Source organism: Embleya sp. NPDC008237, assembly GCF_042956465.1.
Taxonomy (GTDB): Bacteria; Actinomycetota; Actinomycetes; order Streptomycetales; family Streptomycetaceae; genus Embleya.
Map to the genome: position 1 here is coordinate 15,655 of NZ_JBIBGL010000002.1, position 21,073 is coordinate 36,727.

Annotated in this window: 18 protein-coding genes; 7 read left to right on the forward strand and 11 right to left on the reverse strand. The window is 72.8% G+C overall.

The genetic code is table 11. The features are described from left to right. Window positions 1–259: 259 nt before the first annotated feature. The 3 genes from ACFZBU_RS03560 to mtnC all read left to right on the forward strand — a co-directional run bounded on the left by ACFZBU_RS03560 (window position 260) and on the right by mtnC (window position 2,705). Entirely contained in the window at window positions 260–1,117 is an 858-nt protein-coding gene (locus tag ACFZBU_RS03560; protein ID WP_391581810.1) for a LuxR C-terminal-related transcriptional regulator, read from the forward strand. 263 nt (window positions 1,118–1,380) lie between these two features. Continuing rightward, on the forward strand, window positions 1,381–1,962 hold the full coding sequence (locus tag ACFZBU_RS03565) for an acireductone dioxygenase (RefSeq protein WP_391581811.1): 582 nt from the start codon (window positions 1,381–1,383) through the stop codon (window positions 1,960–1,962). Next, a complete protein-coding gene (gene mtnC, locus ACFZBU_RS03570; protein WP_391581812.1) occupies window positions 1,959–2,705 on the forward strand; it encodes an acireductone synthase in 747 nt (248 codons plus the stop codon). The genes ACFZBU_RS03565 and mtnC overlap by 4 nt, the downstream gene beginning before the upstream one ends. Before the next feature lie 217 nt (window positions 2,706–2,922). Here the strand turns inward: mtnC and ACFZBU_RS03575 are convergent, their stop codons facing one another. From ACFZBU_RS03575 to ACFZBU_RS03610, 8 genes are all read right to left on the reverse strand, one after another. Continuing rightward, a complete protein-coding gene (locus ACFZBU_RS03575; protein ID WP_391582434.1) occupies window positions 2,923–3,678 on the reverse strand; it encodes a ferredoxin reductase in 756 nt (251 codons plus the stop codon). 91 nt (window positions 3,679–3,769) lie between these two features. Further along, window positions 3,770–4,384 (reverse strand): sulfite oxidase-like oxidoreductase, encoded by a 615-nt coding sequence (locus ACFZBU_RS03580; protein WP_391581813.1) that lies wholly within the window; start codon window positions 4,382–4,384, stop codon window positions 3,770–3,772. A 77-nt stretch (window positions 4,385–4,461) separates the two neighbouring features. Then, window positions 4,462–5,874: an amidohydrolase family protein gene (locus ACFZBU_RS03585; RefSeq protein WP_391581814.1), complete on the reverse strand. Its 1,413-nt coding sequence runs from the start codon at window positions 5,872–5,874 to the stop codon at window positions 4,462–4,464. Then, window positions 5,871–6,659, reverse strand: coding sequence for a nucleoside phosphorylase (locus ACFZBU_RS03590; protein WP_391581815.1), 789 nt, complete (start codon window positions 6,657–6,659; stop codon window positions 5,871–5,873). The genes ACFZBU_RS03585 and ACFZBU_RS03590 overlap by 4 nt, the downstream gene beginning before the upstream one ends. Then, window positions 6,656–7,624, reverse strand: coding sequence for an ABC transporter permease (locus ACFZBU_RS03595; protein ID WP_391582435.1), 969 nt, complete (start codon window positions 7,622–7,624; stop codon window positions 6,656–6,658). Before ACFZBU_RS03595 ends, ACFZBU_RS03590 begins: the two co-directional genes overlap by 4 nt. Before the next feature lie 2 nt (window positions 7,625–7,626). Continuing rightward, on the reverse strand, window positions 7,627–8,931 hold the full coding sequence (locus ACFZBU_RS03600) for an ABC transporter permease (RefSeq protein WP_391581816.1): 1,305 nt from the start codon (window positions 8,929–8,931) through the stop codon (window positions 7,627–7,629). A gap of 13 nt (window positions 8,932–8,944) precedes the next feature. Then, a complete protein-coding gene (locus ACFZBU_RS03605) occupies window positions 8,945–10,567 on the reverse strand; it encodes an ABC transporter ATP-binding protein (protein WP_391581817.1) in 1,623 nt (540 codons plus the stop codon). A gap of 265 nt (window positions 10,568–10,832) precedes the next feature. Next, complete coding sequence (locus ACFZBU_RS03610; RefSeq protein WP_391581818.1) at window positions 10,833–11,906, reverse strand: BMP family ABC transporter substrate-binding protein; 1,074 nt, start codon at window positions 11,904–11,906, stop codon at window positions 10,833–10,835. Between the two features lie 818 nt (window positions 11,907–12,724). Here ACFZBU_RS03610 and mtnA point away from each other — a divergent pair. Then, window positions 12,725–13,720 carry an S-methyl-5-thioribose-1-phosphate isomerase gene (gene mtnA, locus ACFZBU_RS03615; protein WP_391581819.1) on the forward strand — a complete coding sequence of 332 codons (996 nt, stop codon included), beginning with the start codon at window positions 12,725–12,727 and terminating at the stop codon, window positions 13,718–13,720. A 1,066-nt stretch (window positions 13,721–14,786) separates the two neighbouring features. On the opposite strand, the gene mtnB is transcribed toward mtnA, so the two are convergent. Beyond that, window positions 14,787–15,434 carry a methylthioribulose 1-phosphate dehydratase gene (gene mtnB, locus ACFZBU_RS03620; protein ID WP_391581820.1) on the reverse strand — a complete coding sequence of 216 codons (648 nt, stop codon included), beginning with the start codon at window positions 15,432–15,434 and terminating at the stop codon, window positions 14,787–14,789. A gap of 300 nt (window positions 15,435–15,734) precedes the next feature. Beyond that, window positions 15,735–16,718, reverse strand: a complete 984-nt coding sequence (locus tag ACFZBU_RS03625; RefSeq protein ID WP_391581821.1) for a LysR family transcriptional regulator — start codon at window positions 16,716–16,718, stop codon at window positions 15,735–15,737. Window positions 16,719–16,948: 230 nt separating this feature from the next. On the opposite strand from ACFZBU_RS03625, the gene snpA reads away from it, so the two are divergent. From snpA to ACFZBU_RS03640, 3 genes are all read left to right on the forward strand, one after another. Next, a complete protein-coding gene (gene snpA, locus ACFZBU_RS03630; protein WP_391581822.1) occupies window positions 16,949–17,620 on the forward strand; it encodes a snapalysin in 672 nt (223 codons plus the stop codon). A gap of 750 nt (window positions 17,621–18,370) precedes the next feature. Beyond that, a complete protein-coding gene (locus ACFZBU_RS03635; protein WP_391581823.1) occupies window positions 18,371–18,790 on the forward strand; it encodes an NTP pyrophosphohydrolase in 420 nt (139 codons plus the stop codon). 133 nt (window positions 18,791–18,923) lie between these two features. Next, window positions 18,924–19,379 carry a hypothetical protein gene (locus ACFZBU_RS03640; protein WP_391581824.1) on the forward strand — a complete coding sequence of 152 codons (456 nt, stop codon included), beginning with the start codon at window positions 18,924–18,926 and terminating at the stop codon, window positions 19,377–19,379. A gap of 335 nt (window positions 19,380–19,714) precedes the next feature. Here the strand turns inward: ACFZBU_RS03640 and ACFZBU_RS03645 are convergent, their stop codons facing one another. After that, the gene (locus ACFZBU_RS03645) at window positions 19,715–20,689 is read right to left on the reverse strand and encodes a hypothetical protein (protein ID WP_391581825.1); all 975 of its coding nucleotides are present in this window, start codon (window positions 20,687–20,689) and stop codon (window positions 19,715–19,717) included. Window positions 20,690–21,073 lie beyond the last annotated feature (384 nt).

Genomic DNA, 21,073 nt, shown 5'->3' on the forward strand with positions numbered 1-21,073 from the left:
TGGTGCCTTGGTGCCTTGCGGCTTTGGGGCTGTGGTTCGACGGTTTCCGGGGTTCTGCGTTGTTGTCGGGGACGGTAGGCGGGGGTGGGCGGGGGCGGCGAGTGGTGTACCCCCGAATGGGGGTGATGCGATGCGGGGCTCGGCAGTACGTTGCCTTTGCGCCGGGGGCGTGGGGCTCGTGGCGGGTCGAACGCGGGTTCGTCCCGGGCCGGGTGCAGGCCGGGTGTAGGCCGGTGCAGGCCGGACGTACGGAGGAAGCATGAGCGGGTACGCGGGCTCGGTCGGCGATTCGGTGGGTCGGGCAGTCGAGCGGTTTCGGGCGCGGACCGGGGTGGATGTCGCGTTCGCCGGGCCGTGTCCCGGCGCGGGGGATCGGCTGGTGATCTCGTATCTGAGCGGGACCTCGACGCGCGTGCTCGCGGGGCTCACGGTGGTGGCGGGGACCGGGGTCGGCGGCAAGGCGATCACCACGCGGCGGCCGGTTCGGGTGGTCGACTATGTCGCGGCGTCGGCGATCAGCCACGAGTACGACCGCGCGGTCACCACGGAGGGGGTGCGTGCGGTGTTCGCGGTGCCGGTGCTCGCGGGGCGCGGGGTGGCGGCGGTGTTGTACGGGGCGCTGCGGCGGCCGTCGGACTTCGGCGACGGGATCCTGACCTCGGCCTGTGACGCCGCGCGGGACGCCGGGCGCGAGATCGCGGTTGCCCGCGAGGTCGAGCAACGGATCGCGCAGGCGGCGGAGTTGCCGGGATGGGCGGCCTTGGAGATTCGGCTGGCGTACGCCGATCTGCTGGCGCTGGCCGGGGCCGCGACGGATCCCGGGCTGGGGGAGCGGTTGCGGGAGGTCTGCGGGCGGCTGGCGCGGACGGCGGGCGCGAGTGCCGCCGGCGAACCCGCCGATGAGGGCCGCGGGGTGCGGAGGGTGCGGTTGACGCCTCGGGAGACGGATGTGCTGGCGTTGGTTGCGGTGGGGCGGACCAATGCGGAGGTGGGGCAGGCGCTCGGGCTGGGGGCGGAGACGGTCAAGAGCTACCTGCGGGCCGCGATGCGGAAATTGGGGGCGCACAATCGGGTCGAAGCGGTTGTTGCGGCGCGCGCGGGTGGGCACTTGCCGTAGGCGGTGGCGGATGGCCGCGTAGTCGCCTGAGCGGCGGGCCGGGCCGTCCTCAAGCGCCGGACGGGCTGTGAACGCACGCGGGGGCCTGCGGCCCCGCTGGTCCTCAAGCGCCGGGCGGGCTGGATGGCCGGGCGGGCCGGGTGGCTGGGTGGGTGTCTCGGGGGGTGGGCTTGGGGGTGGGTGGGTTGGGGGGAGACGGTAGTTTTGGGGGTGATCCGTTGCTTGGGGGGTCCGCCCCGATTGAGTTGCCAAGGAGGGACGTCATGTCCTTGCTGACCGTTTGGCCAGAGACCGACGCCGCCGAGGAGATCCTGCGTACCTCCGACCCCGTCGAGATCGCCGCCGCGCTGGAGCCGATCGGTGTGCGGTTCGAGCGCTGGACGGCCGACGTGGAGCTGCCGGACGGCGCGACGCAGGACGAGGTGATCGCGGCGTACCGGACCGAGGTGGACCGGATCACCGCCGCCGAGGGCTACATCCAGGTCGACGTGATCCGGCTCCAGCCCTCGGACGACCCGGAGTGGCCGGCCAAGGTCGCCGGGGCGCGGGCCAAGTTCCTCACCGAGCACACCCACGACGACGACGAGGTGCGCTTCTTCGTCGAAGGCGCGGGCATCTTCTACCTGCACATCGCCGGCCGTGTGCACGCCGTGCTGTGCGAGGCGGGCGACCTGCTCTCGGTGCCCAAGGGCATCACCCACTGGTTCGACATGGGCGTCGAGCCCTCGGTCGCCGCGATCCGGTTCTTCCACGACGAGGACGGTTGGATCGGCGACTTCACCGGCGACCCGATCTCCTCCCGCTTCCCGGACTTCGACGAGATCTGGGCCGGGTACGCGGCGTGAGCGACGGCACCACCACGCCGCTGACGGTCGTCGTCGACATCGAGGGCACCACCAGCGCCACCGGCTTCATCACGGAGCAGCTCTACCCGTACTCCCGTGCGCACTTCGCCCGTTGGCTGGACGAACACGGCGACCATCCGGACGTCGTGCGGGCGGCCGACGGCGTGCGCGCACTGATCGGCGAGCCGGACGCGGACACCAGGCGGATCGTCGAGGCGCTCAACGGCTGGCTCGACCGGGACGAGAAGGTCACCCCGCTCAAGGCCCTCCAGGGCCTGATCTGGGCCGAGGGCTTCGCGTCCGGCGAACTGACCTCGCACTTCTACCCGGATGCGATCCCCGCGCTGCGCGCCTGGCACGCGGCGGGGCATTGGCTGTACATCTTCTCGTCCGGCTCCGTCGCCGCGCAGCGCGCGTGGTTCGGCAGTTCGCCGGAGGGTTCGTTGTTGCCGCTGTTCTCCGGCCACTTCGACACCGAGAACGCGGGCCCCAAGCGGGTGGCCGACTCGTACCGGACGATCGCGGCGATGATCGGCGAGCCGCGACCGGAGCGCCTGGTCTTCCTCTCCGACCTGGTCGAGGAGTTGGACGCGGCGCGCGAGGCCGGCTGGTGGACGATCGGCGTGCGCCGGCCCGACGCGGACGAGCCGTACTACGACCGGGGCGTGGGCGACCACCCGGAGACGGCGACCTTCGCCCGCCTGGACCTGACCGGCGACCGCCCGATCCTGCGGGAGCCCTGATCCCTGATCCCTGATCCCTGAGTCCGGAGCCCTGGATCCCTCAGCCCTCGGCCTCAGCCCCGAGTCCTGAGTCCTGAGTCCCTGAGCCCTCGGCCCGTGCGGATGGCGTGAGCCCGAGTGGGCGGCGAAAAGCGGCCGGTGGCACGGAAGTTCGTGCCGCCGGCCGCCCGGTCGACAGCAGCCCCGCCGGTCCCCCGCGCGGGCCGCCCGCACTGCCTCAGCCGAACCGCTCCACCCGGATGCGTGTGGTCGGCACCCCCGCCGCGGTGAGCAACCGCCCCGCATGCTCCGCGAAGCCGGTCGAGCCGCAGACGAACACCTCGTAGCGCTCGTCCGCGAGCACCGCCGCGGCATGCGGTGCGATCGTCTCCGCGCCGAGCCGGCCCACCGGATGCGGATACCCGGCGGGCGCCGCGCGGCTGTACAGCACGGTGTGCTCCTCGCCCGGCAGTGGGGCCAACTCCCGTGCGTACAACAGGTCTTCCGGCGTACGGGCGCAGGCCACCAGGCGCAGCGGCACGGTCAACCCGCGCCGGCGCCGGTGCCGGACCATCGCCATCAGCGGGACCAGTCCCGAACCGCCTGCCACCAGCAGTGCCGGCCGGTCGCCGGGCCAGGCGAAGAACCCGCCGAGCGGGCCGCGTACCTCCAGGACGTCGCCGACCCGGGCCACGTCGTGCACGAAGCCGGACACCTCGCCGCCGGGCAAACGGTCGACGGTGAACTCGATGTGCCCCTCGTCGTCCGGCGCCGAGCCGACCGAGTAGTGCCGCTGCGCGGTGTACCCGTCGGCGGCGGTCAGCCGCAGCATGTAGTGCTGGCCCGCGACGTGCGGGTGCCACACCGGCAGCGCGAGCCGTACCGTGACCGCGTTGGGCGTCTCGCGGCGCACCTCGACCACGGTCCCCGCCTGCCAGTCCACCTTCCCGCGCAGACTCGGCGCGGCGCGGCCGGGCGCGGCGAAGGCGGGAATCGGCGGCAGGCCCGGCCGGCTGGGTTCGCCGGCTCCGTCCGACCCGTCGGCCCCGACCGGTCCGCTGCGTGCGCTCGTCGACACGGTCGCCTCAGTCACCGGAATACCTCTCCTCCGCCCACGGATCACCACGATGGTGATAGCCGTTGACCTCCCAGAAGCCCGGTTCGTCGTGGTCGAGCAGGCGCAGGCCCGCGATCCACTTGACGCTCTTCCAGAAGTACAGATGTGGCACCAACAGCCGCGCGGGCCCGCCGTGGGCCGGGGTCAGCGGCGCGCCCTCGAAGTCGAACGCGATCCAGGCCCGGCCGCCGGTCAGGTCGGCGAGCGTGAGGTTGGTGGTGTAGCCGGTGTGCGAGTAGGCCACCGCGTGGGTGGCCGTGGACCGCGGGCCCGCCTCGGCCAGGAACGCGTCCAGCGGGATACCGGAAAAGTCGGTGCTCAGCTTGGACCACGAGGTGACGCAGTGGATCGGCCCGTCGTAGGTCTCGCGGGGCAACTCGTGCGCCTGTTCCCAGTCCCACGCGCGCGGCCGGTCGACCAGTCCGTCGATCCGGAACGACCAGTCGGCCGGCGCGAGTTCGGGGGTGACCTCGGCGGAGAGCACGGGGAAGTCGTGGCGTGCGTCGTACTGGCCCGGAGGCAATCGCGGGTCGCGTTCGGCGGCCGTGTGTCGACCGACGAAGCCGCGCGTGGTGGAACTCATGTCGAGACCTCCTGACTCATGTCGAGAACCTTCCGGCTCATGCCGAGACCTTGTGGCTCATGCCGAGACCATCCCACTCACGTCGAGACGTCGTTCCGACTCACGCGGAGACGTTGCGACTCGTCCGAGAGCCCATGGCTCATACCAGGTCGCCCGGACGGGTTCGGCAGCGTGGCGGCCAGTGCGTTCAGTTCCTCGATCGCCGCGCCTTCGTCGATCGTAAGCAGTCGACGGTCGCGCATCACGACCCGGCCGTCGATCACCGTGTCCCGCACGTCGCCGGGGCCGGCCGCGTAGGCGAGCATCGACCACGGGTCGTGCCGGGGCGTCAGGTGCGGCCGATTCAGGTCCAGCACGACCAGGTCGGCCGCCTTGCCGACCTCGATCGAACCGGTGAGCGCGCCGATCCCGATCGCCCGGGCGCCGTCCGCGGTGGCCATCCGGACCGCGGTGCGGGCCCCGATCAGGGTCGGATCGGGCGTGCCGCCCGGGGTGACCCGGTGCAGCGTCGCGGCGGCGCGGATCGGGCCGAACAGGTCGAGCGCGTTGGCACTGACCGCGCCGTCGGTGCCCAGGCCCACCGGCACACCGGCGGCCAGCAGTTCGGGCAGCCGGGCCACGCCGGAGGCCAGCTTGAGGTTGGAGACCGGGCAGTGCGCCACGCCCGCGCCGGACGCCGCGATCAGCGCGATCTCCTCGTCGGTGAGGCAGACCGCGTGCGCCAGCAGCGTGCCCGGGCGCAACAGCCCCAGATCGTGCAGGAGTTCCACCGGACGGCGGCCGTACCGCTCGCTTACGGTGGTCACCTCGGCCGCGTTCTCCGCCGCGTGGATGTGCAGCAACGCGTCGTGTTCGCGGGCCAGTTCGCCGACCGCGAGCAATTGCTCCGGGTTCAGCGTGTAGGTGCTGTGCGGGGTCACGCAGCGGGCCGGCGCGGTGCCGGCGGACGCTCGGCCACCCGCCGAGCGGGCGAGCGACGCGGGCGCCAGGCGCAGCCGCGCGGCGAAGTCGAGCCCGTCCGGCGGCCCGGGCACGTCCATGAAGGTCGGCCCGGTGACCAGCCGAAAGCCCGCCTCGGCGGCGGCCGCGAGCCCCGCCTCGGGGAACCAGTACATGTCCATCGCGGTGGTCACCCCCGCCCAGATCGACTCGGCCAGCGCGAGGCGGACCGCGACGCGCACGACCTCGGCGGTCAGCACCGCGCTCTCGGCGGCCACCAGCCGCTCCAGGAACACCTGGAGGTCGACGTCGTCGGCCCGACCCCGGAACAGCGTCATCGCCGAGTGCGCGTGCGCGTTGACCAGGCCGGGCACCACCAGGCACCCGCGCGCGTCCAGGGTCGGCGCCCCCGGATACCGGGCGGCCGTCTCGGTCGCCGAGCCGACCGCGACGATCCGGCCGGCCTCGATCGCGACCGCGCCGTCGGGTACGTACGTGTCGGCGGCGTCCGCGGTGAGCACCGCCCCGCCGGTGACGAGCAGGTCGATCACGCCCGCTCCGCCGCCTCGCCGGCCTCGTCCAGGGCCAGCCGGTACAGCGCGTCCAGCGCCACCACGACGCCGCGCTCGACGCCCTCGGCGACCACCCGACGGTGCGGGTCGTACGTCGAGCTGCCGGACTCGTCGACCAGGTCGTCGGCCGCGATCCCGTCCACGACCAGTACGCCGCCGGCCCGGTGTCCGCCCAGCGCGGCGAACACCAGCAGCGCGGACAGCTCCATCTCGATCGCGAGCACCCCGGCCGCCTGGTACGGCTTCATCGGCAACTCCAGCACGCCCGGCATGAACGCGGCCCGGGTCCATACGACGCCCCGGTGGTGCGGCGCGGCGTGTGCGCGGGCCGCGGCATCGAGCGCGAGCACCACCTCGGGAGTGGAGAAGGCCGGGAACTCGGCCGGGACCAGCTGCTGGGTCACCCCGTCGTCGCGGACCGCGCCGGTGGCCACCACCAGGTCGCCGTCGCCCACGCCGCGCGCCATCGCGCCCGCGGTGCCGAGTCGGATGAAGGTACGCACGCCCGCCTCGGCCAGTTCGCCGAACAGGCACACCGCGCCGGGACCGCCCACACCGTGCGAGGACACCACGATCGGCACGCCGCGCCAGCTGCCCGCGTAGCTGACGTACTCGCGGTTGGCGCCGATCTGCCGCGCGTCGTCCAGCCGTTCGGCGACCAGTGCGGCGCGCGCCGGGTCGCCGACGACCAGCGCGTGCGCGGGCAGGCCGCTGCTGGGGATCTTGGTGATCGGCAGTATGGCCGGGCGGGTGGTGCTGCTCATGGCTGCGACTCCGAGGTGGTGCGGGCGAATCGGCGAGGACGGGGGATGCGGCCGGTGAGCCGGCCCGGGGGCGCGGCGCCGCGGCGGGCCCGCGAGCGGGTGGCCAGGAACAACGCGACCAGGGTCATCACGTACGGCGCGGCGTCGGCGGCCTGCTGCGGCATGCCTTCGCCCTGGAGGCGGAAGCCGACCGCCTCGACCAGGCCGAACAGGATGCCCGCGAGCAGGACGCCGATCGGCAGCGCGCGTCCGAGCATCACCGCGACCACCGCGATCCAGCCCCGACCGGCGGTCATGTTCTCGGAGAACAGCGTCACGTTGCCGAGCGCGAGCTGGGCGCCGGCCAGGCCGCACAGGGCGCCCGAGGTCAGGATCGCGGCGTAGCGGTAACGGGCGACGCTGACGCCGAGCGACTGGGCGGCCTCCGGCGCCTCGCCGACACCGCGCAGCCGCACGCCCCACGGGTGCCGGGACAGCAGTACGGCGATCACCACGACGGCGACCCAGGACAGGTACACCAGCGGGGAGTGACCGGACAGCGCGCGGCCCAGGAAGGGCACCGACTCCAGGCCGGGGATGTCGACCGGTTGCAGGCCCTCGAGGTCCGGGTCGCCGAAGGTGCCCTGCTTGCCGAAGACGGTACGCAGGAGGAAGCCGGTCAGCCCGACGGCGAGCAGGTTCAGCGCGATGCACAACACCACCGCGTCCGCGCCCAGCGTGACCGCGCCGATCGCCAGCAGCAGGGAGAAGACCATCGCGGCGAGCACCGCCGAGATCACGCCGACCCACACGCCGCCGCCGAACCAGCTGCCGGTGACGGCCGCGAAGCAGCCGATCAGCATGGTGCCTTCCAGCGACACGTTGAACACGCCGGCGCGTTCGCACAGCGCGCCGCCGAGGGCGGCGAACAGGATCGGGGTGAGCGCGCGCAGCGCGGAGAAGATCAGTTCGGCGTCGAAGGACATGGTCACTTACCTCCGTCGCCGCGCGCGGGGGCGGGCGGCCCGGCGACGCCGGGGTCGAGTGCGCGGGTGTCGAGTGCGCCGGTCGCGGGCCCGCCGGTGTCGAGCCCGCCGGTCGCGAGGGCACCGGTCGTCGGGGCGCCGGCTTCGAGGACGCCGGCTTCGAGATCCGGCGGTGGGTGGGCCGTGGTGTCGGGCCCTCGGCCGAATCGGCGCAACCAACCGCCCTTGCGGAACACGCCGCCGCGGACCGCGAGGAAGAGGATCACCACGGCTTGGAGCACGGCGGTGAGCTGCTGCGGCACCGCGGTCTCCTGCTCCATGCCGAAGCCGCCGATGGTCAGCGCGGCGAAGAAGAACCCGGCGGCGACCGTGCCCAGCGGGGACGCGGCGGCCAGCAGCGCGGCGAGCAGGCCGGTCCAGGTGTAGCCGGGCGTGGTCAGCGCGCCGTCGACCATGCGGTACGGGAAGCCGAGCACGGTGATCGCGCCGACCAGGCCGGCCAGCGATCCGGACGCGAACATCAGCCGCAGGGTGAGCCGGGACCGGTCCACCCCGGCGTAGCCGGCGAAGCGCGCGCCCAGGCCGGTCATCCGCACCTCGTAGCCGGCGGCGGTGCGATGGTCGACCACGAAGTAGACCACCGCGGCCAGCACGATCAGCACGATGCCCACGCTGACCCCGGTGCCCGCGCCGGATCCGGCGGCGAACTCGGGCAGCTTGACGCCCTCGGGCAGCCGCTCGGTCTGCGGGATGCCGGAGCCCTTCTGGAGCAGCGGGAAGCGCACCATGTAGGACACGAACGACATCGCCGGGTAGCTCAGCAGCAGGCTGCTGACCAGCAGCGGGACGCCGCAGCGCGTCTCCAGGACGGCGGCGAGCGCGGCCCACAGGCCCCCCGCGAGCATGCCCGCGAGCAGGGCCAGGACCACGGTGATCGCGCTGGGGAAGGGCGAGTACAGGCCGACCGAGACGGCGGCCAGACCGCCCAGCACGAGTTGGCCGTCGCCGCCGAGGTTGACCAGGCCCGCACGCAGCGGGATGGCCAGGGCCAGGGCGAGGCCGACGATGGGGATGCACTCGCCGAGCGTGTCGCCGATGCCCTCGGAGCCGAACGCCCCGGTGAGCACCGAGCGGTACGCGGTCAGCGGGTCGGCGCCGGTGCCGGCCAGGATGATCGCGCCCAGGATCAGCGCGGCCACGATGGACACGGTGACCGGGGAGAACACGGCGCCGCGCACCCGCAGCGCCACTCGTGCGACCGGGCCGGATGGATGCTCGGTGGCCGTACCGGCCTTGCTGGCAGTCATATCTGATAACCCGTCAGGCCTGGTGGGCGGTGGTCGGTGCGGTGGGGGAGGCGTCGGCGCCGGCTTCGGGGTCGGCCGCGGCGGTCGAACGCGCCGGGCCGCCGCCCGCCATGGCCAGGCCGATGGCGTGCACATCCGCCTCGGCGCGCGGCAGTTCGGCGACGATCCGGCCCTCGTACATCACCAGGATGCGATCCGACAGCGCGAGGATCTCGCTCAACTCGGCGGAGACCAGCAGCACGCCGTGGCCGGTGTCGCGATACTCGACCAGACGCGCGTGGATGTTCTCGATCGAGCCGATGTCCACGCCGCGAGTGGGCTGCTCGACCAGCAGCAGCGGCGCGTCGTGGGTGATCTCCCGGCCGAGGATGGCCTTTTGCTGGTTGCCGCCGGACAGCGTGCCGATGGTGACGGCGGAGGACGCGGCCTTGACCCCGAAGCGCTCGATCACGCGCGCGGCGTGCTCGCGGATCGCCGCGCGGCGCAGGAAGCCGCCGCGGCCGGCCAGCGGCGGGGTGCGGTGGAAGCCCATCGCGAGGTTGTCGGCCAGCGAGGCGTCGCGGGCGGCGCCGACCGTGGCCCGGTCCTCGGGCACGTAGGCCAGGCCCGCGCTGCGGCGCTGCTGTACCGAGGCGCCGCCGACGTCCTGCCCGGCCACGAGCACCCGGCCCGCGGCGATCGGGCGCAATCCGGCCAGCGCCTCGACCAGTTCGCTCTGCCCGTTGCCGGCCACGCCCGCGACGCCGACGATCTCGCCCGCGCGCACGCTCAGCGACACGTCCTCGACCAGCGGCTTGGCGCCGCGTCCGGCGGACACGGTCAGGCCGCGCACGTCGAGCACGTCGGCGGCGGGGGTGCCGGCCGGGTGGGTGCGGTCCAGATCGATTCGGCGGCCGGTCATCGCGAGCGCGATCTCGGCCGGGGTGGTCTCGGCGGTGGCGAGCCGGGCGGTGACCCGGCCGTCGCGCAGCACGGTGACCCGGTCGCTGACCGCCATCACCTCGCCCAGCTTGTGGGTGACCAGCAAGATCGTGCGGCCGGAGCGGGCCAGGCCGCGGATGACGTCCAGCAGGCGGTCCGCCTCGGCCGGGGTCAGCACGGCGGTGGGCTCGTCCAGGATCAACACGCGCGCGTCGCGGTAGAGCAGCTTGAGGATCTCCACCCGCTGCTGCACGCCGACCGGCAGGTCCGCGACCCGGGCGTCCGGCGGCACGTGCAGGCCGTGCGCGTCGACCAGTTCGGCGACCCGGGCCCGGGCGGCGGCCCGATCCACCAGGCCGCGCCGGGTGGGTTCGCTGCCGTAGACCACGTTCTCCGTGACGGTCAGCGACGGGAAGAGCTTGAAGCCCTGGTGGACCATGCCCAGTCCGGCCGCGATCGCCTGCACGGGCGAGCCGAAGGAGTGCTCGGTGCCGCGCAGCAGGATGCGGCCGGCGTCGGGCCGTTGCAGGCCGTACAGGATCGACATCAGCGTCGACTTGCCCGCGCCGTTCTCGCCCATCACCGCGTGGATCTCGCCGGACGCGACCCGCAGGTCGACCCGGTCGTTGGCCAGCACGCCCGGGAAGCGCCGGACGATGCCGCGCATCTCGACCTCGGCGATGTCACCGGGGGCGGCGGCGTGCTGATCGTTCATCGGGCGTCTCTCCGGTCGAAGGGGGCTGGGGAGGGCGGGCGTTCGCCGGTGTCGGATCCGTGGACGTTCATGGGCGTCCGGTGGCCTCCGTGGATGTCCGCGGACCTCGGTGGATGTCCGCGGACGTCCGTGGACCTCGGAGGACCTCCGTGGACCTCCGTGGACGTCCGTGGACGTCCGTGGAGCCGACACCGGCGCAGCGTGGGCCCGGTTCGGTGCCGGGCCCGGCGACGGGGTGAACGTCGCCGGGCGGGGCACTACGGCACTACTTGGCGGTGGCCGGGTCGGCCACGGTGACGCTGCCCGCGACGATCTGGTCGCGCAGACCGAGCACGGTCTTGAGCACGTCCGGGTGCTGGGCGATCAGGCACTGCGAGGTCTCCACGCCGGGCTCCATGCCGGTGAGCGTGATGCCGCCCTCCTTGAGGCCGTACGAGGTGACGCCGCCGGGCTTGCCGCCGGAGATCTGCTCGACACCCTTCTCGACCGCGATGTCGGTGCGCTTGATCACGTTGTCCACGACGGTGCCGGGCGCCGCCGAGCACTGGTTGACGTCGACGCCGTACGCCTGCACGCCGGCCGCCTTGGCCGCGTTGAACACGCCGAGGTTGCCCGCGGCGGAGGCGGCGCCCATGATCTGGTCGACGTCCTTGGCCTTGAGCGACGCGGTCTGCTCGCTGGCCCGGGCCGGGTCGTTGAACGGCTTCTGGCCGCCGACGAACAGCTGGGTGAAGGCGCTCGCCGGGTTGGTCTGCTTGGCGCCCGCGCCGAACGGGTCGGAGAAGCGGCGGATCTGCGGGCTGTCCAGGGCGACCACCGCGCCGACCTTGCCGCTCTTGGTCAGCAGGCCCGCCTCGGCGCCGGCGAGGAAGGTGCCCTCGTGCTCGCGGAACGTCGCGCAGGTGATGTTCGGGTACGGCTTGCTCGTGCACGAGTCGACGAACAGGAACTGCTGCTTCGGGTTGGCCTCGGCCTGCTGGGCGAGCACGTCGGCGAACTCGAAGCCGACGGCCACCACGACGGCGGGCTTCTGGCGGACCGCGGCCTCGACGTTCTGCTGGATCGCGCTGGTGTCCTTGCTCTCCAGCACGGTCGCGCTGCCGCCGGCCTTCTTGGCCGCGTTCTGCGCGCCGGTGGCGGCGAGCTTGAGGAAGTCGTTGACGCCGATCGGTTCGGGCGTCACCAGCACGACGTTCTTGGCGGCGTCCCCGCCGCCCGTGCCGCCGGCGGCCGGCGACTTGTCCTTGTCGGCGGAGGCGTTGCACGCCGTGGCGGCGAGCGCGGTGCCGACGACGACGGCGGCCACGGCCAGGCGGTGACGGGAGGTGATGCGGTACATGAGCGTCCTTGGGAGGAGAGTCGATCCCGGCGGGGCGGCCCGGAGTCGGCGGTTCGGGGGACGGAACCTCGCGGTTCCGTCGGTCTCGGCGCCCGATGGCGCGTTCGGTTCCGCGGGGCTGTGCTGGCTGCGGTGACTGGTGCGACTGCGGTGACTGGTGTGTCTGCGGTTGCTGTGGTGGCTGCTGCGGTGCGTTCGCGTGCCGTGATCGGCGGTCGGCGGTCGGCGCGATCGATCGGGTGCGGTCGAGGGCGGTCGAGTGCGGGCGATCAGGCTCGAACGATCAGCAGGGGCGCCGGCAACAGCGGCCGGTGCGGCGGCTACGGACGCCGCGGCCGATACAGACGCCGCGGCCGGTACAGACGCCGCGGAGGTCGCGCTTGTCGAGCGGAAGCGGCGGACGGTCACACGCCATGGAGCGGCCGCGGCACTCGATACGTACGGCGTCGCAACGCCACGTTTCGGCCACAGCCGGCTCCTTTCCGGTCGCACCAGTCCGAGTCTTGATGTGATGATCACATCCGACTGGTTTCGGGGGAGGTTAGCACCCTCACCAGGCACTTCTCGCGCTTGTTCACAATGTGGACTCATTGTCCACGATGTGAACAATGGGTTACCGCGACGATACGCACCCGTCCCGGATGCCGGGCGCGGGTCGGGAGCGCGTTTCGCTGCGACGTAGCATCCGTAGTGCGCCACCGCGTGCGCTCGCTCCCACCCGCGGTCCGCCGCCGGGTCGGTGACTTCGCACACGTTCGCGGCCTCCGCGTCCGCCGCGACCACCCGGCGCTCGCTCATCCGCCCGGAAAGGACCCCCGATGGCCTCCGAGATACGCTCGCTCGCCTGGCACGGCACCGGCCTGCGCCTGCTCGACCAGACCGCGCTGCCGCAGCGGGTCGTGTACCTCGACATCACCGACGTGGACGCCCTGATCGACGCGATCCGCCGGCTTGCGGTGCGCGGCGCCCCGGCCCTGGGCGCGGCCGGCGCGTTCGGCGTCGCGGTGGCCATGCTCCAGGGCGCACGCGAGGGCTGGGACGCGGACCGGCTGGCGGGGGAGATCGCCCGGATCCGGGACGCCCGGCCCACCGCGGTCAACCTGGCAGGCGGCGTGGACCGGGTGGTGCCGTTCGCCGCCAAGGGCGTGGAGGCCGTGCTCGCCGAGGCCGAGGCGGTGGTCCGGGAGGACGTCGAGGCCAACCACGCGATCGGCCGGCACGGCGCGGACTGGATCCTGTCCCGGGTCGAGCGCCGCCCACTGCGCGTGCTGACCCACTGCAACACCGGCTCGCTGGCCACGGCCGGCTGGGGGACTGCGCTCGGCATCGTCCGCGAACTGCACGCGCGCGGCGTGCTGGAGGTCGTCTACGTGGACGAGACGCGCCCGCTGCTCCAGGGATCGCGGCTGACCGCCTGGGAGTTGGCCCAGGAGGGCATCGCGCACCTGGTCCAGCCGGACGGCGCCGCCGCGAGCACGATCCTGCGCGGGCTGGTGGACGTCGCGGTGATCGGCGCGGACCGGATCGCCGCCAACGGTGACACCGCGAACAAGATCGGCTCGGTCGGCGTCGCGCTGGCCTGCGCCGACGCGGGCATCCCGTTCGTGGTCGCGGCGCCGCTGACCACGTTCGACGACGCGACGGCGCACGGCGACGAGATCACCATCGAGGAGCGGCCGGAGTCGGAGGTGCTGGAGGTGGCCGGCGTCCGGGTCGCCCCGGACGAGTCGCGCGCCTTCAACCCGGCTTTCGACGTCACTCCGGCTCGGCTGATCAGCGCGATCGTCAACGAGACGGGTGTGCGGGAGTACTGATTCGGGGCGAGGGTGAGGGGGAGGGCCGAGGGCGAGGGCGGTGCTCCGGTACGAGAGCAATGCTCCGGTGCGAGAGCGGTGCTCTGGTGCGAGCGGTGCTCGCCGCTTCGGTACACCGATTGGGAGAGCGGTGCTCCGGTACGAGAGCGCTGCTCTCCTGCGCTCGTTTGGGAGAGCGGTGCTCTGGTGGACCGGGGCGCGGGTAGTACGCGGGCTGGTGCCGGGAGGAGCAGTGCTCCGGTGCAAGAGCAGTGCTCTTGCGGGTTAGGAAGAGCGCTGCTCCAGTCGAGAGCACCGTTCTGGCGCGCCCGCTTGGGAGAGGCGTGGCCTGGTAGATCCGCGAGAGCAGTGCTCTGGTGTGCCCGGGAGAACGCTGCTCCGGCGGGAGAGCGCCGCCCTGATGCGAGAGCACTGCTCTGGCGTGTTTGCCTGGGGGAGCGGTGCTCTTGCGCGAGAGCACCGCTCTGGCGTGCTTGCTTGAGAGGGCGGTGTGCTCCGGGCGTGCGGACAGAGCGGTGCTCCGGTGCGAGAGCAGTGCTCTGCTGTCGTCGTGTGCGAGAGCGGCGCTTTGGTGGGCTCGGGTGGGTGGTGCGCCGACGAGTCCGCGAGAGCAGTGTTCCGGGGGACTTCGGAGAGCAGTGTTCTTGTTTGCCGGGAGAGCGGTGCTCTTGCGCGAGAGCAATGCTCTGGCGTGCTTGCTTGGGAGGGCGGTGCTCCTGGCGTGCGGGCAGAGCGGTGCTCCGGTGTGAGAGCAATGCTCCGGTGTTCCTGGGAGGGCGGCGCTTTGCCGCGAGAGCATTGCTCTGACGTGTTTGTCTCGGAGAGTGCCGTTCTGGCGCGAGAGCAGTGCTCTGGTGTCCTTGCTTGGGAGAGCGGTGCTCTCGTGGAGCGCGGGTGAGCAGTCTTTTGGTGCGTCAGGGTGAGCGGTGCTCTGATGTGAGAGCACTGCTCCTATAGGCCTTGGAAGGCCTCCGCCCAGGGCCGCCCGGGACCGGGGAAGCGGCCTCGCCGCGTCCCCGGTGTGCCCTGTGCCCGAGGGCGGGGCCGGGCTTGGTTGCCGTTGGGGTCAGCCTTCGGCGATGCGGTATTCGAGGAGCCATTCGACGACCTCGACGTGGTGGCGGGCTCGGATCGGATCCGCGCCCCACACGTACATCCCGTGCGAGGCGACCACGACCGCCGGGACGCCGGGGACCAGCGCGGCCTCGAGTCGGTCGCCGAGTTCGGTCATGTCCTGGCTGTTGGCGATCACCGGGATGGTGACCGTCTCGTCGTGCGCGGAGCGGCCGATGCCCTTGAGCATCTCCAGGTCGCGCAACTCGATCCCGGCCGGCCAGCGCCGACCCGCGCGCACCGCCGAGACGGTGTGTACGTGGAAGACCGCGCCGGCGCCGGTCAGCGCCACCACCCGCGCGTGCAGCCCGGCCTCGGCGGACGGCCGGCGCGGCGGCGTGCCGGCCTCCTCGGGGACCGGCGCGCCGGACGCGTCCACCACGACCAGGTCGTCCGCCGCCAACTCGCCCTTGTCCAGCCCCGAGGCGGTGACCGCGAGCCGCAGCGGCTCACGGGAGAGCACCACGGACAGGTTTCCGGAGGTGCCGCGCATCCAGCCGAGTCCGGCGAAGCGCGCGGCCTCGCGCGCGAGGGTGGCCCCGGCGGCGGCGCGCGCGGAGGCCGGGACCGGGGCGGGGTTTCCGGCGTCGGGGGTCGTCATGGGGGTCCTCACTGTTCAACACTGTTCACAGTCCGGTCGATCCGGCTCACAGTGTGGTCGAACCGGCAGATCAGGCCATCATTTCACCCTCGCCTCGGCGAACCCGGATCGGTACCGGTCGGGCCGCCCGCGTCGGAGCTGCGCGCGGGGGTCGGGCGGGTCGGCGGCCCCGGCGGCCGCGTGGTTCGCGGTCGGCTGCGGGATTGGCTTTCGTGTCGCGGGATCGGGCTGTCCTCGCGCGGCAGGCGGCGGTGGTGGGCGGCGTGAGGGGTGGGTCGGTGGGGCGGGTGGTGCCGTGGGTCACGGTCGGCTGCGGGATTGGCCGTCGTATCGCAGGATCGGGCTGTCCTCGCGCAGCAGCCGCTGGCGGTAGGCCACCGCGAGCCAGGCTGCCTCGCGGTAGGCGGCTTCCAACTCGTGGTAGACGGTGTCGATCAGGGCCGGGGCGGGACCGTTGTCGGTGCGATAGGCAAGGAACAACCGGACCGCGAGCGGATCGCCGGCCAGCGGCCGGACCGCCATGTCCGGCCGCGGGCGGGAAGTGGGTTGGCACGGCGTGACCACCTCGCCGATCGCGACCAGGGATGCGGCGGTGAGGTAATCACCGTGCAGGATCCGGGGGTTGATGCCGGCGTCGGACAACACCTCGCGCAGCCCCTCCCACTCGCCGTCCACGCTCGGGTCGACCATCCACTGGTCGTCGGCCAGGTCGGCGAGCTTGATCTCGGACTCGGCCGCGGCCGGATGATCCGGTGACATCGCGATGAACTGCGGTTCCCGTTCCACGAGTACGCGACGCCGGACACCCTCCGGCACACGCAGCGGGAAGCCCTCGACCTCGTGCACGAACGCGACGTCGAGCTGGCCGGCGGCGACCATTCCGAGCAGCGTGCTCGCCGACACGTCCACCCGCAAGTACGTGTCCGTGGTGGGCAGTCGCAGCCGTAGCCGGCGCAGCCAGTCGGCGATCACCCGGTTCGCGGTCCCGCCGATGCGCAGGTGTGGTCCGGCGGTTCGGACTGCCTCGGCCTGGGTGTCGATGACCAGCGCACTCATCTCGGCCATGATGGGTCGGGCCCGATGCAGCATCGTGAGGCCGAGGGGAGTGGGTCGGCTGCCGGTCCGGTCGCGGACGAACAGGGGCGCGCCCAGGGCGTTTTCGATTCTTCTGAGCTGCGCGGTCAAGGACGGCTGGGTCATGCCGAGCAACCGGGCCGCAGCGTGCAGGCTGCCGGTGTCGCCGATGGCACACAGTGCGCGGAGGTGCCTCACCTCTAGCTCCATGATGCGGAGGATAGGACGCACTATCGCGGTCGTACCAGACACCGGCGGGCGTGGGATCCGGGGGCGGGGCGTGAATCTTCCGTAACACGATCCGTGAATGCTCGGTGACGGTCCGGGAACGAGCGGTGATACGACGGTGCTATCGCCGATTGTCATCATCCGGGCCGGACCGGGCTCCCGTGAGACTCATTGCGCACCGAACAGGTCTTCGGCACCCCAAGGAGCCCCCCATGTCCCCAGTGCGTCCCCGGAATCCCCGTAAGACCGTGATCACCGCAATTCTCGGCCTCGGCCTCGCGGCCGGGCTGGTCGCCGCGCCCTCGGCAGCGGCCGGCGACGACGGAGTGGCGGCCCCCCTCCGCTCCTCCGCGCAGTACTCCGGTCAGGAAGACCAGGCGCAGAACCAGGCGTTCTTCGACGCCGTGCTGAAGTCGGTGGCGGGCAAGCGTGCCGCGACGGGCAACTCGGCGGCGGTGGTCACCGTCACCTACAGCGCCGCCAGCGCACCCACCTTCCGTACCCAGATCGCCCGTTCCGCGCAGATCTGGAACAGCTCGGTCACCAACGTGCGCCTCCAGGAAGGCAGCAACCCGGACTTCCGGTACTACGAGGGCAACGACTCGCGCGGTTCGTACGCGAGCACGAACGGCCACGGCAGTGGCTACATCTTCCTCGACTACCGGCAGAACCAGCAGTACAACTCGACCCGGGTCACCGCCCACGAGACCGGACACGTGCTCGGTCTGCCGGACCACTACTCGGGTCCGTGCAGCGAACTGATGTCCGGCGGCGGCCCCGGCCCGTCCTGCACCAACCCGAACCCGAACGCGACGGAACGCGCGCGGGTCAACCAGCTGTGGCGCAACGGCCTCGCGGCGCTTGCCGCTTCCGCGGCCTCCTGATCCGTATCCGAACGGGTGGCGCGCACCCGGATGATCCGGGCTCCCCTACGCGTCGTCCCGTCACCTGATCCGGCACCCGGCCATCGCCTTCCGCGGTGGCCGGGTGCCGTTCCATGGCTGGGCCGCGGGGATATCGGGCGGGCCGTCGGGCGCGTCGAAGCCCGAAGTCGGCTTCGTCCTCGAGCGCCGGACGGGCTGAGTTGGTCGTGTGGAGCCGGTGGGGCCGCGAGGGCCGGTCGGCGCAGTGTCCTCAAGCGCCGGACAGGCTGGGGGGTTTGGGCGGCCGGGTTGGTCGTGTCGAGCCGGTGGGTCGCGGGGCCGGTTGGTGGAGTGTCCTCAAACGCCGGACGGGCTGCGGGTTTGGGCGGTCCCGGTCCGGGTCCCCTGGTCGTGCGGAACCGGTGGAGTCGCCGGGCCGGTCGGTGGGTTGTCCTCAAGCGCCGGACGGGCTGCCCGGCCCGCCCCGCGTCCCGGCCCGCCCCGCGTCCCGCCCACCTCGCCCCGCGCCCACCCCGCGTCCCGGCCCGCCCCGCGTCCCGCCCACCCCGCGTCCCGCCTACCTCGCGCCGCGCCCGCCCCGCGTCGCTCCGCGCCCGCGCCGCTCTGCGGCCGTCCTGGTCGAGTTGTCGTGTTGTGGCGGTGCGTTTGGTGTTGGGGTGTTTGTGGGGGTGGGGCTCGTGTGTTGCTTGGTCTTTGTGTGGTCGGTTTGTTCCGTGCGGGTTTGTGGCGGTGGGGCGGGAGGATGGGGGGATGGTTGGGGAATTGGTGCCGCTTGTGGTGGTGGATGCGGCGAATGTGGTCGGGTCGGTGCCCGATGGGTGGTGGAAGGATCGTCGGGGGGCCACCGAGCGGTTGCGGGACGGGTTGGTGGGGATGGCTTCGGGTGGGCTGCCGGGCGGGGCGAGTGTGCCGGAGTGGGCGCGGAGTGGGCCGTTGCACGTCGTGCTGGTGGTCGAGGGTGCGGCCGGCGGGGTGGCCGAGGTGCCCGGTGTGCGGGTCGTACGCGCCTCGGGCAGTGGCGACGACCGGATGGTCGAGCTGGTCGCGGCCGAGCGCGCGAGTGCGTCCGCGCGTCGCTGCCTCGTGGTGACCGCCGACCGCGGCCTGCGTGACCGGGTGCGCGCGCTCGGCGCCGAGGTGACCGGTCCGCGGGCGGTGCGGCCGGGCTGATTCGGGTCCACCCCCGGATGGCGGATATCGTGAGGTACGGCGGCCCGCCCACGCGGGGCCGACACCCCGAGGTCCCGTCCGCGCCGCCGGCCGTACTCGACACCCCGCCCCGTGGGCAATCGCCGGAGGAAGCATGACCACCAACCGAGTCCGCAAGGGCGTGATCCGAGGCCGGATGGCCGCCTCCGGCGAGTCGTACGTCGTCGCCGCCCGCCGGATGACCGTCCCGCGCGGCTCCAAGGCTCCCGACACCCGGACCGCCGCAGCGCTGGCCACCCGTTACTGGGAGCCCGCCGAGAGCTTCGACCTGCCCTGCCCGTGCGGCGGCACCTGCGCTCCCGGCGAGCGCTGCACCCGTTGCCACGCGACCTACCGGCACGCCGCCCGGATCCCCGGCAGCGACACCGACGTCGAGGTCTGGCAGGACCGGTACGACTGCACCGGATGCGCGAACAGCTATTCCTTCACCGTGACCCTCCCGGACCGCCCCTGGGGCACCGTACAGACCGTCCCGCGACGCGGCGGCCAGGAACCGGTGGTCCGGATCAAGCCGTTCGAGGGCATCGACCACCCGAACCTCCGGGCCTGAGCCTGCGGCCCCGCCGGGGATCGACGGGCCGGTCGCACACGCCGGCGGCCGGGTGCTGCCCGAGCGGAATGGTTGGCGAAGGAAGGGCGCGCGGTACGTACGCGCCCGCGCCGGGGGCTGCGCCGCTGCGCCGGATGATCCTGGCGCAGAGCGCGCCGAAGAGCCGAAGAGCCGGACAGCCGGACAGCCGGAGAGCCGGACAGCCGGAGAGCCGGATGATGTTGCCGCGTCACGGGGTCGAGTTGCTGCTGACGGCCTGTGTTGCCCAGGTCTCGGCCCTCGGCCGCGGTCCTCTGGTGGGTCCGTTCGGGACGTCGACGCACGGATTGTGGAGTTCACTGCCCGGGGGGCAGGGGCTCCTTGCCCTTCACGGGTATCAGCCGGAAGCGCTGGTCGGCGGTGCCCGAGCACAGGGCCTGGGCCGCCTCGGCCTTGACCGTGGTCTCGTGGGGGCCGCCGAGGATGCCGATGCACAGACCGCTGTGGACCGGGCGGAGCCGGAAGACGCCCGGGTCGACCGGTTCGATCAGGAAACGCTCGTGGGCGGAGCCGGCGCAATCCTCGGGGCCGAGCAGCGCGCCGGGCACCATGATCGCGTCGTCCACCCGCAGGCAGCCGACACCGTCCACCGGGTTGCGCCACTTGATCAGGTAGACGTCCGGCGCCACGGCGACCAGGTAGGTGTCCGGGACCACGCCGTCGCACGGGCGCTGGACGGCGATCGGGCGGTCGGTGCGGCCGTTGCGTTCCCTGCCCTCGCCCAGGCACAACGACCCGTCGGCGATATGGGTGGGCTTGATCAGGTAGAAGCCGTCGCGGAGCCGGTTGGGGAAGATGGCACTTTCGTCACCGTCCCCGTCGTCGGTGGCGTATCGGACAGCGCCGATCACGCCGATGGCGATCAGGAGGCCGGCCACGCCGATGGCGATCGGAATCAGCCGCCGGCGGCGGCGCCAGAACGGCAGGGGTGCTGCGGCGTCCGGCACCTCGGCGGGTGCGGGCGTCGCGGGCTGTTCGCTCACCCGGCCCGCCGCGAGGTCCTCGCGGACGGTCAGCCAGCGGGCGGCGGCGTCCGCGTCGAGGCCGCAGGCGAACACCAAAGCCTCGACCAGATCGGCCCGGGGGAGGGTGCCGCGACCGAGTGCGGCGGCGACCGTGCTTGCGGGCAGCACGTGCCCGGACGCCTCGGCCTTGGCCGCCAGTTGACGGTATGTCAGCGCCGACCACTCGCGTAACTCACGTAACGCGGCCACGTACTCCGCGGCGGTGGTTGCGCCGTCCGGCCGGGGAGCGTCGTCACGCCGTGTCACAGAGACCCCGTTCGTTCACGTGGAAGAGTACGCGCGGTAGCGAATTCGGCACCCATGGTGCCGGCAGTTCGCCGAGTCGGGGAGTCCCAGAAAAGTAGCAAATCGGACGGAAGTTCAGTCGTCTGCCGACATGTTCGCACTCGGCCGGAGTGAACCCGCGGGTCGGTGATTGGTCTGAACCCCCTGTCCCGAACGGATCGGGACACATGCCGGCCGACGCCGTGACCTGCCGGGACAGGCGAGCGCCGTCCGGGACAGCCGAATCCGCCCGGCGGCGATCGCGTCGAACCCGCACCGTGGGGGTGGGCCGACGGGTCGGGCCGCCGCGCGAACGCGGTGATCGGGGGTGGTGGGTCGACCCGTCGGGTGGACCGGTGCGGCGGC